The sequence below is a fragment of the Sphingobium lactosutens genome, assembly GCF_013393185.1.
GTDB lineage: Bacteria > Pseudomonadota > Alphaproteobacteria > Sphingomonadales > Sphingomonadaceae > Sphingobium > Sphingobium lactosutens_A.
Genome location: NZ_QJQX01000073.1, coordinates 21,127 through 34,819, shown reverse-complemented (window position 1 = coordinate 34,819; position 13,693 = coordinate 21,127). Strand labels below are relative to the sequence as shown.

The 13,693-nt window shown below is 64.5% G+C and carries 9 protein-coding genes and 1 riboswitch; of the genes, 5 read left to right on the top strand and 4 right to left on the bottom strand.

Going from position 1 to position 13,693, the window contains the following annotated elements:
• The first annotated feature begins 9 nt into the window (after positions 1–9).
• Positions 10–1,677, top strand: a complete 1,668-nt coding sequence (gene hutU / locus DM806_RS19715) for a urocanate hydratase (RefSeq protein ID WP_179044863.1) — start codon at positions 10–12, stop codon at positions 1,675–1,677.
• A gap of 5 nt (positions 1,678–1,682) precedes the next feature.
• On the opposite strand, the gene DM806_RS19710 is transcribed toward hutU, so the two are convergent.
• The 3 genes from DM806_RS19710 to DM806_RS19700 form a co-directional block, all read right to left on the bottom strand.
• Positions 1,683–2,774, bottom strand: coding sequence for a threonine aldolase family protein (locus DM806_RS19710; RefSeq protein WP_218647584.1), 1,092 nt, complete (start codon positions 2,772–2,774; stop codon positions 1,683–1,685).
• A 10-nt stretch (positions 2,775–2,784) separates the two neighbouring features.
• Positions 2,785–2,892, bottom strand: a riboswitch (SAM-I-IV-variant riboswitch).
• 43 nt (positions 2,893–2,935) lie between these two features.
• Positions 2,936–4,258 (bottom strand): sigma-54-dependent transcriptional regulator, encoded by a 1,323-nt coding sequence (locus tag DM806_RS19705; RefSeq protein WP_179044862.1) that lies wholly within the window; start codon positions 4,256–4,258, stop codon positions 2,936–2,938.
• Positions 4,255–6,006, bottom strand: coding sequence for a sensor histidine kinase (locus DM806_RS19700; RefSeq protein WP_179044861.1), 1,752 nt, complete (start codon positions 6,004–6,006; stop codon positions 4,255–4,257). The genes DM806_RS19705 and DM806_RS19700 overlap by 4 nt, the downstream gene beginning before the upstream one ends.
• Positions 6,007–6,213: 207 nt before the next feature.
• On the opposite strand from DM806_RS19700, the gene DM806_RS19695 reads away from it, so the two are divergent.
• From DM806_RS19695 to DM806_RS19685, 3 genes are all read left to right on the top strand, one after another.
• On the top strand, positions 6,214–7,554 hold the full coding sequence (locus DM806_RS19695) for a dicarboxylate/amino acid:cation symporter (protein WP_179044860.1): 1,341 nt from the start codon (positions 6,214–6,216) through the stop codon (positions 7,552–7,554).
• An 83-nt stretch (positions 7,555–7,637) separates the two neighbouring features.
• Positions 7,638–9,071, top strand: a complete 1,434-nt coding sequence (locus DM806_RS19690; RefSeq protein WP_256869408.1) for an alginate export family protein — start codon at positions 7,638–7,640, stop codon at positions 9,069–9,071.
• 91 nt (positions 9,072–9,162) lie between these two features.
• Positions 9,163–10,458: a glycoside hydrolase family 28 protein gene (locus DM806_RS19685; RefSeq protein WP_179044858.1), complete on the top strand. Its 1,296-nt coding sequence runs from the start codon at positions 9,163–9,165 to the stop codon at positions 10,456–10,458.
• Between the two features lie 12 nt (positions 10,459–10,470).
• Here the strand turns inward: DM806_RS19685 and DM806_RS19680 are convergent, their stop codons facing one another.
• Entirely contained in the window at positions 10,471–11,586 is a 1,116-nt protein-coding gene (locus DM806_RS19680; RefSeq protein WP_179044857.1) for an MFS transporter, read from the bottom strand.
• Positions 11,587–11,766: 180 nt separating this feature from the next.
• Here DM806_RS19680 and DM806_RS19675 point away from each other — a divergent pair, with 180 nt between their 5' ends.
• Positions 11,767–13,677, top strand: coding sequence for a CocE/NonD family hydrolase (locus tag DM806_RS19675; protein ID WP_179044856.1), 1,911 nt, complete (start codon positions 11,767–11,769; stop codon positions 13,675–13,677).
• Positions 13,678–13,693 lie beyond the last annotated feature (16 nt).

Genomic DNA, 13,693 nt, shown 5'->3' with positions numbered 1-13,693 from the left:
GAGACATTCATGACTCGCCTCGACAACAGCCGTATCATCAAGCCTGCCACAGGCACCGCTCTTTCGGCGAAAAGCTGGCTTACCGAAGCGCCGCTGCGGATGCTGATGAACAATCTCCATCCTGACGTTGCCGAACGTCCGGAGGAACTGGTCGTCTATGGCGGCATCGGCCGCGCCGCGCGCGACTGGGAAAGCTATGACCGGATCGTGGACGCGCTGCGACGGCTGGAGGATGACCAGACGCTTCTCGTCCAGTCGGGCAAGCCGGTCGGTATTTTCCGGACCCATGCCGATGCCCCGCGCGTGCTGATCGCGAACAGCAATCTCGTCCCCAAATGGGCGGACTGGGCGCATTTCAACGAACTCGATAAGCGCGGTCTGGCCATGTACGGGCAGATGACCGCTGGCAGCTGGATCTATATCGGCACGCAGGGCATCGTGCAGGGCACCTATGAGACGTTCGTCGAAATGGGGCGCCAGCATTATGGCGGCGACCTGTCGGGGCGCTGGCTGCTGACGGCGGGGCTGGGCGGCATGGGCGGTGCGCAGCCGCTGGCGGCCGTGATGGCCGGGGCCTCCTGTCTGGCGATCGAATGCCAGCGCAGCCGGATCGAGATGCGCCTGCGCACCGGCTATCTGGACCGCGCCGCCGACACCATCGAGGAAGCGATGGCGATCATCCAGGAGAGTGTTGCCGCGAGGACACCGGTTTCGGTCGGCCTGCTCGGCAATGCCGCCGAAATCCTGCCCGAACTTCATCGGCGCGGTATCCGCCCTGACCTGTTGACCGACCAGACGTCGGCGCATGATCCGGTCAACGGCTATCTGCCCGCCGGCTGGACCGTCGCCGAGTGGATCGAACGGCGCGAGCGCGAGCCGGAGGCCGTGGCGAAAGCGGCTAAGGCATCGATGGCGATCCATGTCCGCGCCATGCTGGATTTCCAGGCGGCCGGCGTGCCTACCGTGGATTATGGTAACAATATCAGACAGGTGGCAAAGGATGAGGGCGTCGCCAACGCCTTCGACTTCCCCGGCTTCGTGCCGGCCTATATCCGCCCGCTCTTCTGCCGGGGTATCGGGCCTTTCCGCTGGGCGGCGCTGTCGGGCGATCCGGAGGATATCTACCGCACCGACGCGAAGGTGAAGGAACTGCTGCCCGACAATGCGCATCTCCACCGCTGGCTCGACATGGCGCGGGAGAAGATCCGTTTCCAGGGCCTGCCCGCGCGCATCTGCTGGGTCGGGCTGGGGGATCGGCACCGGCTCGGCCTCGCCTTCAACGAGATGGTGGCGAAGGGCGAACTCAAGGCGCCGGTCGTCATCGGCCGCGACCATTTGGACAGCGGGTCGGTCGCCAGCCCCAATCGCGAGACGGAAGCGATGCGGGACGGCTCGGACGCCGTGTCCGACTGGCCGCTGCTCAACGCCCTGCTCAACACCGCCAGCGGCGCGACCTGGGTATCGCTCCATCATGGCGGCGGCGTCGGCATGGGCTATTCGCAACATGCCGGCATGGTGATCGTCGCCGACGGCACGGAAGCGGCCGCGCGGCGGCTGGAGCGTGTCCTCTGGAACGATCCGGCCACCGGGGTGATGCGCCATGCCGATGCGGGCTATGCCGAAGCGCTCGATTGCGCGCGCGACAAGGGACTGGACCTGCCCGGCATATTGGGCTGAGGCGATCAGGCGGCCGTCATCGTTTCTACAAGAGCGAGGTCGATGATGTCCGCCGCCAACGCCTCGACGATTGCAGGATCTGCGTCCCATGCGAACATGAAGCGCGCAGCCCCGCCGATGAAGCTGTAGAAACGCCAGCCCCGGTCCCGCAGACCCTGGAGCAGAGGATCGGGCGCGCGCAGGAACAGCGCGTTCGCCTCGACGGGAAAGACGATGTCGACGCCCGGAAGATCGCCGATGCGGTCGGCGAGCAGGGTTGCGATTGCATTGGCATGGACGGCGTTCCTCAGCCATGCGCCGCTTTCCAGCATGCCGACCCATGGCGCCGCCAGGAACCGCATCTTGGAGGCAAGTTGTCCCGCCTGCTTGCAGCGATAGTCGAAATCCTGCGCCAGCGCCGGATCGAAGAAGAGAATGGCTTCGCCCACCGCCATGCCGTTCTTGGTGCCGCCAAAGCACAGCACGTCGACACCCGCCCGCCATGTGATATCCGCCGGCTCGCAACCCAGCGTGGCGCAGGCATGGGCGAAGCGCGCGCCGTCCATGTGCAGCTTGAGGCCGAGGTCGCGGCACACGGCCGCGATGGCCCGGATTTCCTCGACGGTGTAGACGCGTCCCGTCTCGGTCGGCTGGGTGATGGTGACGACGCGCGACTTGGGGAAATGGATGTCCGACCGGCTCGTCGCCAGCGACCGGATGGCCTCGGGCGTCAGCTTGCCATCTTCGCTCGCGGCGACCAGCAGCTTGGACCCGTTGGAAAAGAATTCCGGCGCGCCGCATTCGTCGGTCTCGACATGGGCCGACGCCGCGCAGATGACGCTATGATAGGATTGGCACAGAGCCGCCAGCGCCAGCGAGTTGGCGGCCGTGCCGTTGAAGGCGAAAAATACCTCGCAATCGGTACCAAAAAGGGCACGGAAGGCATTGGAAGCACGTTCCGTCCAGCTGTCCTCGCCATAGGCGGGCGCGGAATCCCGGTTCGCCTCCGCCATCGCCGCCCATGCCTCGGGGCAGATGCCGGCATAATTGTCGCTGGCGAATTGTTGCGTCTTGTTCGTCACGTCTTGTCCTTCCTCGATCGAGGCGGGCCGACGCATATATGTGGCTTGTTGTCCCGTTTGTTGCCGGTCCGGCCACATCCCCCGTCGGAACGGGGCACCACCTTGCTCGGGAGCAGGTTGGTGTCGGGCGTCGACCCGACTCTTGATGCTGGACGCGCCTCTAACCGCGCGCGGATGGCGCGTCAATGCGCCGGTCGTCAGTCCCGCCGTCGATAATCGTCAATCTCTATCCCGTGGCGGTTGAGCTTGTCGTAGAAGGTCTTTCGCGGCAGGTGCAGGTCCGCCATGGCCGATCGCGCATCGCCCTGAACCCGTTCCAGCACCTTGCGGATGACGGCCGCCTCATAGCGTTCGACTCGCTGGCTGAGCGGCATCCGGTCCTCCGCCGCGCCGCCATCCATCTGCATGCCCAGCAGGATGCGCTTGGCGTAATTGGCCAGTTCCCGCACATTGCCCGGCCAGTCATGCTCGGTCAGCCATGCGCGGACGTCTGCCCCGACCTGCGGCACGTCACGCCCCATCTGTTCGGCCGCCTGATGCAGCAGATAGCCGAACAGCAACGGCACATCCTCCCGCCGGTCGCGCAGCGGCGGGATGCGCAGCCGCACCATGTCGAGGCGGTAGAGCAGGTCGGCGCGGAAGCGGCCTTCGGCGACGCTCGTCTCGATCCCCGGCTTGGTCGCGGCGATCACGCGCATGTCGAGCGGTTGCGGCTGCTCCGCGCCGACGGGATGGATTTCCCGCTCCTCCAGCACGCGCAGCAGCGATCCCTGGAGCCGCGCCGGGCTGCTTTCGATCTCGTCGAGGAACAATGTGCCGCGATGGGCGCGGGCGATGCGGCCCGACTGGGTGAGTTGCGTGCGCCCCTCCTGACCGAACAGGTCGGCCTCCGCGATCGTGTCCGGCAGCGCGGCGCAGTTGATCGCGACGAAAGGACGCCCCCGCCGCCGGCTCCAGCGATGCAGCAACGTCGCCACCAGTTCCTTGCCCGTTCCTGTCTCGCCCTCGATCAGCACGTCGACATCGGCTTCGGCGATCTGGCGCATATTCTCGCGCAGGCGGACCATAGCGGGACTTTCGCCGATCAGCGGCTCGCCCGCCGCGCTTTCGTCCGCCGCCGCGCGCAGGCGGCGGTTGTCGAGCACCAGTTGCCGCATCTCCAGCGCGCGGCGGGCGGCGGCGATCAGATGATCGGTGGCGAAGGGCTTGGCGATGAAGTCGAAGGCGCCCTGCTTCAATGCCGACACCGCCATGGACACGTCACCATGGCCGGTCATCAGGATGACGGGGATCTGGTGATCGATCGCGGCGATGCGGCGGAACAGTTCCAGCCCGTCCATGCGCGGCATGCGGATGTCCGAGATGATCGCGCCGTCGAACCCGGCATCCAGCCGTGCCAGCGCCTCGGCCGCGTCGGCGAAACAGTGGATCGGCAGGTCCGCCAGTTCGAAGGATTGCGCCAGTGCCGTGCGCAGCGCGTCATCGTCGTCGATCAACAGCAGGGAAGGGGTGTCGGTCATGCCTTTACCAATGTCATGCGGAACAAGGTGTGCGGATCGTCGGGGATCAGGTCGAGCGCGCCGCCAAACTCAACCATGATGTCGCGCGCGATATGCAGGCCAAGGCCCAGCCCGCCCGGCTTGGAGGTGGCGAAGGGCATGAAAAGATCGTCGCGCAGGGCTTCGGCTATGCCCGGCCCGCTGTCGCGCACGTCCAGCAACAATTGCTCGCTTTTGTCGTTCAGCACGACCTCGACCCAGGAATTTTCTTGTTCAACAACTGCTTCTAGCGCATTGTTGAGAAGGTTTACCAGCACCTGCTCCAGGCGGATGCGACCGGCGCGAACTTGCAGCTTCGGATCGGGCTGGGGCAGGGTCAGCCGCACGCCTGCGCTGCGGAACCTGTCCGCAACCAGCAGTCGCACGCCATCCATCGCATCGGCGAGCGATACCGGCCCGATTTCCCCGACACCGCGCCGGGCATAGCGGCGAAGCTGCGCGGTGATGCTGCCGATCCGGTCGGTCATGGCGACGATTTCATGCAGGTTCGCGCCCGCCTTGTCCGGGCGATCCCGGTCGAGGAACAGGGCCGCATTCTCGGCGAAAGTGCGGATCGTCGCCACCGGCTGGTTGATTTCATGCGCCACGCCGGCAGAGATGGTGCCAAGGGTTCCGAGCCGGTTGGCATGCGCCAGTTCCTCGCGCGCCTGCCGATAGCGGCGGTCGGCCAGCGTCCGCGCCTCCATTTCATGCGCCAGCGCCTCGGTCCGCACCGCGACTTCCCGTTCCAGCCTGGCGCGGTCGCGTGTGGTCCGGCGACGCCGCGCCGCAAGCCACATGCCGGCGCCGATCAGCAGCAGAAGAAGCGCCGCGAACAGCAGCGTCGCGATCCGGGTCTGGCGACCGGCCGCAGCCAGGCCGGCATCGATCGGCACGACATGATAGAGGCGCCATCCGGCAACCGGCACGGGCAGGATGGCGGTCATCGCCTCGCTGCCGTCGCGCAGGCGCGTCTGGCCGTCCTGTGCGATCGTCATGCCCAATGGGGTCAACGGTGCGCTGCCGAACTGAAGCGCGCGCTGGATGCGAGCGCGCAGGTGCGGCGACACGGGGTGCAGCGCATGGAAGCGGCGGGCGGGATCGCTGCTCAGCAACAATATGCCATTCTGGTCGGCGATGAAGGTCCAGGCGCGTCGATCGGCCCAGGCGCGCTCGATCGCATCGAATTCGACCTTGACGACGATGACCCCGATCGGTCCTTTCGGTCCTTCGACCCGGCGCGACAGATAGAGGCCTGGGCGGTGGCTGACGGTGCCGAGGGCGAAATATTCGCCGCCGCCCTTGCGCCATCCCAACTGATAATAGGGACGGAAACTGTAATCCTGTCCGACGAAGCTGTTCGGCTGGTCGGCATTGGACGCGGCGACCGACAGGCCGCGCGCATTCAGGACATAAATGGCGGCCGCACCGGTCTTGTCGGCGAGCGACGCGAGCTTATCGTTGAGCGCTGCCCCGGCATGGCCCGACTGGAGCGCAGCGCGCACATCCGAATATTCGCCGAGTACGGCCGGAAGCAGGCGGAATTTCTGTAATTCCGATTCCAGCAGGCGCAGCATCGACCGGGACTGCATGGCGGCGTCGCTGCGCTGGTCCGCCAGAAACTGACTGCGCGCATTATGGCCGTAGCGATCGGCAAACAACCAGCAGGCCGCCGCGAGCGTGGCAATGAGCAATATGGGCCATAGCCGGAAGACTCGGGTAGACAGCATTTGTGTGGATTATCACACAAATGGCTTTGCCGTGATGCCGAAATCGACACGGTTTCCACAAAAATATCACCGGACGTGAGATATTATCTAATAATATCAGTAATATAAATGATTTATCGAAATTCTTGCCCGATCAGCAGCGCCGCGCGAAGCTGAATATGGCCGTTCGCAATCATAGCCTGCGGCCGTGGAGATGGAGCGCCTGCAATGATCACTCAGAATTTTCCGACCGCCGCTGCGCCGCCGAAGAAGCGCGGCATAGCCTCGCAGCTTTACGTGCAGGTGCTGGTCGCGATCATGGCGGGCGCGCTGCTCGGTCATTTCTGGCCGACCTATGGCGAGGCGCTGAAACCGCTCGGCGACGCCTTCATCAAGCTGGTGAAGATGATCATCGCGCCGGTCATCTTCCTGACCATCGTCACCGGCATCGCAGGCATGAAGGAATTGGGGTCGGTCGGCCGTGTCGCGGGCAAGGCCTTCGCCTATTTCCTGACCTTTTCCACGCTGGCGCTGGTCGTCGGCCTGATCGTCGCCAATGTCGTGCAGCCCGGCGCGGGGATGAACATCGACCCGGCGACGCTCGATGGCACGGCGGTTGCCGACTATGCCGCCAAGGCGCATGACAGCACGCTGACCGGCTTCCTGCTGGACGTCATCCCCTCGACGCTGGTGGGGGCCTTTACCGGCGGCAATATCCTTCAGATCCTGCTGATCGCCATCCTGTTCGGCATCGCCATCAGTCTGGTCGGCGAGCCGGCCGAGCCGGTCGTGCGCTTTCTGGAGCGGCTGAGCCTGATCGTCTTCAAACTGGTGTCGATCCTGATGCGCGCGGCCCCGATCGGCGCCTTCGGCGCGATCGCCTTCACCATTGGCAAATATGGTATCGGCAGCCTCGCCAGCCTGGGCGCGCTGGTCGCGACCTTCTATCTGACTTCGGCGCTGTTCGTGATCGTCATACTGGGCACGGTTGCCCGATTGACCGGCTTTTCGATCTTCAAGTTGCTGCGCTATCTGAAGGCGGAACTGCTGCTGGTGCTGGGCACCTCCTCGTCGGAAGCCGCTCTGCCCAACCTGATCGAGAAGATGGAGCGCGCCGGCTGCGAAAAGTCCGTGGTCGGGCTGGTCGTGCCGACCGGCTATAGCTTCAACCTAGACGGCACCAATATCTATATGACGCTTGCGGCGCTGTTCATTGCGCAGGCGACGGGCGTTGAACTGACGCTGTGGCAGGAAATCCTGCTGCTGGGCGTGGCGATGCTGTCGTCCAAGGGGGCGGCTGGCGTCACCGGCGCTGGCTTCATCACGCTGGCGGCGACCTTGTCGATCGTGCCGACGGTCCCGGTCGCGGGCATGGCGCTGATCCTGGGCGTCGACCGCTTCATGAGCGAATGCCGCAGCCTCACCAACTTCATCGGCAATGCCGTGGCGACCATCGTCGTCGCGCGGTGGGAAGGGGCGCTGGATCGCCAGAAGCTGGACGACGCTTTGTCCGGTCGCCTGTCCGCGCCGGTGACGACGCAGGACGTGCGCGAACTGGCGGCGGCCTGACATAAACTAAGATCACGAACTGAGATATAGAAGGAAGGCGCCCCCGGAGAGGGCAGCGCCTCCATATTGGAGAGGATGACATGATGGCTCGCCCGTTCCTGGGCCTGGTGGCGCTCGCCTGCGCTACCCCCGCTCTGGCGGAAACCCCGCCCGCAATCTACCCCGCCGCAGCGCAAGGCGACGGCGCCACCGTCAACGGCTATAATCTGTCGCGCTGGGCCGAAGACTGGCGCGTCTACCGCGATCCCGCCAGGCGCGACGATCTGCTCGACCGGCTCAAATATCTGCCGCTCGATGACGACGGGGACATCTATCTGACGCTGAGCGGCGAAGCGCGGTTGCGCATGAACCTGACCAGCAATCCGCAACTGATCGAGGGGCCGGAGCAACGGCAGGATATCGTCCGTCTCGTCGCCGGCGCCGACCTGCATATCGGGGAGCATCTGCGCTTTTATGGCGAGGTCGCCCATGGCCAGATCGACGGTAAGAATATTGGCACGCCATCGGGCACGTTCAAAAACAGCTTCGTGCGTCAGCAATATTTTGCCGAGGCGAAGGGACGGATCGCCAATGTCGATCTGGGCGTGCGTTATGGGCGTCAGGAGTTCACCGACGGTCCCAATCTGCTGATCTCGCAGCGCGACAACAACACCATCCGCTTCGTACTGAACGGCACGCGCGTCTGGGCGCGGACGCCGACGATGCGCGCGACGCTGTTCGATTTCGAAACCACCGACCTCGGCAATGGCGGGCTGGGCGATGATGTGCCGGACAAAAATCGGCGGTTCAGCGGCGTTTCGGCGGGCTTTGTCGTGCCGAACCATTGGCTGGGCGGATCGAAACTGTTCTTCGACCCCTTCTTCTGGCGGCGGCGCAACCGGGTCGGCACCTGGGGCGGCGTCGTGGCGCCGGCGGTGCGCTATTATGCTGGCGCACGGTTGTGGGGCGATGTGGGACGGCTCAACCTCGACTGGACGCTGGTCCACCAATATGGCGAGTTCGAGGACCGGCCGATCCGGGCATGGCAGGCCTTTTTCGCGCAGAACTGGCGGCTGGGCGAGGACAAAGCCGCGCCGCGCATCGGCGTGCATGTCGACTATGGCAGCGGGGGCGGCGGCTATGACAAGGGCACGCTGCGCAATGCCTATGCGCCCTATGGCAACAATATTTATTTCAGCTACGGCCTGTTCCTGACCGCGACTAACATGATCGCGGTGGCGCCCAACATCAGTTTCAACCCGACCGACAAGCTGCGCGCATCGCTGGAATATCAATTTACCTGGCGCGACGATGAGAAAGACGCCGTCTACCGCGCCAACTACACACCCTATGTCGGGACGGAGAAGGTCGCTGGCAAGGCCGTCGCCCAGTTGCTCCGCGCCCAGCTGATCTACAGCATCGCGCCGCGGCTGACGCTGACGACGCGGGCGGAATATCTGCGGGCGGATACGGTGCTGCGGCGCGCGGGCTATGCCAATTCGGCCTTTCTGGGGAGCTGGATCAGTTTTCGCTTCTGATCCGCTTGCCGTCCCGCGCGAACTCTATATCATGGAATTGATAAGCACCATGTGGGATAATCTCCATGGTCGGTTCCGGAGAGGCGCGATCATGACCCTTGGCAATTGCACCCGTCGCGCCTTCACGTCTGCGATCCTCACCACGCCGCTTGCCGCGTCATTCGCGCAAGCGGAACAGCCCGGAGGCAAGCCCGTGTCGATCCTGGACTTTGGCGCACGCGCGGATGGCAGCACGATCAATACGAAGGCGATCCAGTCGGCGATCGACCGTCTGGCGACGCAGGGAGGCGGCACCGTCGTGGTGCCGCCGGGCCTGTTCCTCAGCGGCGCGCTGTTCCTGAAGCCCAAGGTCCATCTGCATCTGGACAAGGGCGCCGTGCTTCGATGCACGACCGACATGGCGCATTTCCCGCCCCGGCGGACACGGATCGAGGGGCATTTCGAGGAAAATTTCACGCCGGCCCTTATCAACGCAAGCGAATGCGACGGGCTGAAGATAAGCGGGGAAGGAACGCTGGACGGCGCGGGGCGGCCCATCTGGGATCTGTTCTGGAAGCTGCATGATGCCGCGCCCGATCCCGCCAACTTTCCCAATCTGGGCCTGCCTCGTGCGCGTCTGGCGCTGATCGAGAATAGCCGAAACGTGACCGTCGAGGGCGTGACCTTCAAGGATTCGCAGTTCTGGAACCTGCATCTCTACAAATGTCAGGATGTGCTGGTGCGCGGCGCCCGGTTCGAGGTGCCCGACGATTACAAGCAAGCGCCCAGCACCGACGGGGTCGATGTCGACAGTTGCCAGCGCGTCACCATCGATGGCTGCTATTTCTCCGTGACCGACGATTGCGTGGCGGCGAAGGGGTCGAAGGGACCGCACGCCATGGAGGACAAGGACAGCCCGCCGGTCGAGCATCTTCGGATCGTCAACTGCCATTTCCGGCGCGGTCATCATGCGCTGGCCTGCGGCAGCGAGGCGACGATCGTTCGCGACGTCGTCATGGAAAATTGCCGGGTGACGGGCGACATCGTGCTGGTGCGGCTGAAGTTGCGTCCCGACACGCCGCAACGCTATGAGAATATCCTCATTCGCGATATGGAACTGGACAATCCCGGCGGCATGGTCATTTCGGTCGAGCCGTGGAGCCAGTACAAGAATCTGGGTGGCGCGGAGCCGCCCAAATCCATCGTCCGCAATGTCACGCTGTCAGGCGTGAAGGGGCGCTTCGGCGCGTTTGGCGTCGTCAAGCCCAACCCTGGACAGACCGCGATCAGCGATATCCTGTTTCGGGATATCGACCTTCAGCTCGCGCAGGACAGGCTGGCGGTGTCGGGGGCGACCAATTTGCGGTTTGAAAATGTCATAGTGAACGGAAGGCCTGTGTCGGCCTGACGCTCCGACTTTTCAATCTCTGGATATGGTTCTGGGCGCATAGCGGGCGACCAGCGTCGTCAGCAGCGCAAGGATCAGGAAGGAGGTCGAAAGGCTGGTCCATTGCGCGATGAAGCCGATCGCGGCCGGCCCGGTTAGGATGCCGGCAAAGCCGATCGATCCCGCCGCGGTAAGCGCCAGATTCTGCGGCATGATCGTCTGGCGGCCGACCGCGCTGTAGAGCAGCGGCACGACATTCGCCAATCCCGCGCCCACCAGGGCGAAGCCGAACACTGCCAGCGTCCAATGCAGCGGCAGCACGGCGACCACGAAACCAGCGGCCGCGATCACGGGACCAGAAATGAGCATCAGCCGGTCCCCGAAGCGTCGAACGAGCCGATCACCCAACAGCCGCCCGCCCGTCATCGTGGTGGCGAAGGCGACATAGCCCAGCCCCGCGCGCGCGGCGTCGAGCCGGAAATGCCCGGACAGCAGCAGCGCGCTCCAGTCGAGCACGGACCCTTCCGCCATGAAGGCGATGAAGCACAGGATGCCGATGGCCAGCACGACGCCGCGCGGCCGGGCATAGGCCGGACCGGACGCATTTCTCTCGTCGGTGATATGGCGTGCGGACAGGGTGACGCCAATCATGATCGCGATGGCGACGGTCAGGATCGCCAGCGCCGGCGCGACGCCGGACCCCATGAGGATGCTCATGCTGCCCGCGCCCAATATGCATCCGACGCTGTAGAAGCCATGGAAGCCGGACATGAGGCGCTTGTTGAGCGCCCGCTCGGTATGAATGGCGTGCAGGTTGCGCGCGCAGCTGAGCAGTCCCATCGCCACCCCAAGCGCAAAAAGGGTGATGGCGAGCAGCAATGCCGATGGCACGATCGCCAGCAGCGGCAGGATGAACGCAACCGCAAAGCCCGATGCCGCGAACAGCCGACGGCAGCCCGTCTTGCCCACCAGCCCGCCCGCGATCGGCATGGTCGTCATCGATCCCGCGCCCAGCGCGAGCAAGGCCATGCCCAACTGCGCGTTGTTCAGCCCGATCTGCGCCTGGACGTGCGGGATCAGCGGCGCCCAAGCTGAGATAGCATAGCCCGGCACTATGAAGGCCAGTCGCGTTGCTGTCAGGAGGCTCAAGCGCACGATCATTCTTTCAGACGGATGGGGCGGTAGCGACCAGCGTCACCTCCGCCGAAACGGGATGCGATGGCCCTTCCTGAAAGTCGCGCGCGGGTCAAGGCCGCATCGGCGGATATCGGGCCGTCGCATCATCTGCCCGCTTGACCGGCCGCGATGGAAGAGTCACCTCCTGAAACCATGAAAAAGACGTTCCGCATCGCCGCGAGCACCGCTCTTGCCGCGCTCGCCATCACCCTGTCCGCCATACCCGTTTCCGCGCAGGATGGCGGGCATGCGGCGACCGACACCATGCTCAACGAGCAGGTCAAGGCCTATGACTGGGTTCGGCCGCAGGCTGACTATGTCCGCCGCACGGTGATGGTGCCGATGCGTGACGGCAAGAAGCTCTATACCGTTATCGTCTATCGCAAGGGCGTGAAGGACGCGCCGATCCTGCTCAGCCGCACGCCTTATAATGCGGATAAGGCGACCAGCCGCAATCGCAGCCAGAGGATCGAGGAAATCCTGCCGGTCATGGACGCCGAATTCGTCAATGACGGCTATATCCGCGTCTATCAGGACGTGCGCGGCCTCGACGGGTCGGAGGGCGACTATGTCATGAACCGGCCGCTGCGCGGACCGCTCAACCCGACCAAGGTCGATCATGCCACCGACGCCTATGACACGATCGACTGGCTGGTGAAGAATGTGAAGGAAAGCAACGGACGGGTCGGCATTACCGGCTCCTCCTATCTCGGCTTCACCTCGCTCATGGCCCTGATCGATCCGCATCCGGCATTGAAGGCCGCCGTGCCGCAAAGCCCGATGGTCGACGGCTGGATGGGCGACGACTGGTTCCACAATGGCGCCTTCCGCACCTTCGCCTTCGACTACGATCTGGGCCAGACGGTGAAGAAGGGCGGCGGAGCGGTGCCCAAGGGAACGGGCGATGAGTATAGCGCCTATCTGGCGGCCGGGTCGGCGGCGGACTATGCGCGGGCCTATGGGCTGATGGACCTGCCGGTGGTGCGCAAGGTGCTGGAACATCCGAGCTATGACGCCTGGTGGCAGGGGCAGGCGGTCGACAAGCTGCTGGCAAACCGCAAGCTGACCGTGCCGACCATGCTGGTCGTGGGCCAATGGGATCAGGAGGACAGCTATGGCGCGCCGGCCGTCTACCAGGCGCTGGAGAAGCAGGACGCCAATAACGACATGGTCAGTCTGGTGATCGGACCGTGGCGGCACAGCCAGGTCAATTATGAAGCGCGCGAGCTGGGTCCGCTGAAATGGGAGGGCGACACCGGGTTGCAGTTCCGCACCCGCTACATGAAGCCGTTCCTCGACTGCCATCTCAAAACCGATGCACCCAAATGCGACACGCCGCCGGTGCTGACCTATGCGATGGGCGACAATCGCTGGGACGTGTCGCAGCGATGGCCGGCGGGGAATTACACGCCGCTCTATCTGGGGAGCGGGTTCGGCCTGTCCTGGACCAAGCCGTCGGAAGGCAGCGACAGCTATGTCTCCGACCCGGCCAAGCCGGTGCCGATGCTGCCGCGCCCCGTCCATATGCAGGGGGAGGAATGGCGCACCTGGCTGGTCCATGACCAGCGCTTCGTCGATGGTCGGCCCGACGTGCTGAGCTATACGACGGGGGTACTCGACAAGCCGGTGCACATCATGGGCGCGCCCAGGGTGGACCTGCGCGCGGCAACCAGCGGGCGCGACAGCGATTTCGTGGTCAAGCTGATCGACGTCTATCCGCAGGAAAATTCCGCCGACCCGACGATGGCCGGCTATCAGCTGGGCATCGGGATCGAGATTTTCCGCGGCCGCTATGTCAACGGCTTTTCAAGCCCTGCGCCGCTGGAACCGGGCAAGACCTATGCCTTCACATGGTCGCTGCCCAACGCGAACCATGTCTTCCTGCCGGGGCACAGGATCATGGTGCAGGTCCAGTCGAGCCTCTTCCCCCTCTATGACCGCAACCCGCAAAGCTGGGTGCCATCGATCATGGAGGCCAGGCCCGGCGACTATGTGAAAGCCACGGAGACGATCCACTGGGGCGGCGACGCGGCGAGCGCGATATGGTTGCCGATCGCGCCGTGACAAAAGGCAGCAATGG

Bases quoted from the DNA above. Each gene is read 5' to 3' on its own strand.
- hutU (WP_179044863.1), top strand. From the start codon at position 10: ATGACTCGCCTCGACAACAGCCGTATCATCAAGCCTGCCACAGGCACC.
- DM806_RS19700 (WP_179044861.1), bottom strand. From the start codon at position 6,006: ATGCTGTCTACCCGAGTCTTCCGGCTATGGCCCATATTGCTCATTGCC.
- DM806_RS19705 (WP_179044862.1), bottom strand. From the start codon at position 4,258: ATGACCGACACCCCTTCCCTGCTGTTGATCGACGACGATGACGCGCTG.
- DM806_RS19690 (WP_256869408.1), top strand. From the start codon at position 7,638: ATGGCTCGCCCGTTCCTGGGCCTGGTGGCGCTCGCCTGCGCTACCCCC.
- DM806_RS19675 (WP_179044856.1), top strand. From the start codon at position 11,767: ATGAAAAAGACGTTCCGCATCGCCGCGAGCACCGCTCTTGCCGCGCTC.
- DM806_RS19695 (WP_179044860.1), top strand. From the start codon at position 6,214: ATGATCACTCAGAATTTTCCGACCGCCGCTGCGCCGCCGAAGAAGCGC.
- DM806_RS19710 (WP_218647584.1), bottom strand. From the start codon at position 2,774: ATGCGTCGGCCCGCCTCGATCGAGGAAGGACAAGACGTGACGAACAAG.
- DM806_RS19685 (WP_179044858.1), top strand. From the start codon at position 9,163: ATGACCCTTGGCAATTGCACCCGTCGCGCCTTCACGTCTGCGATCCTC.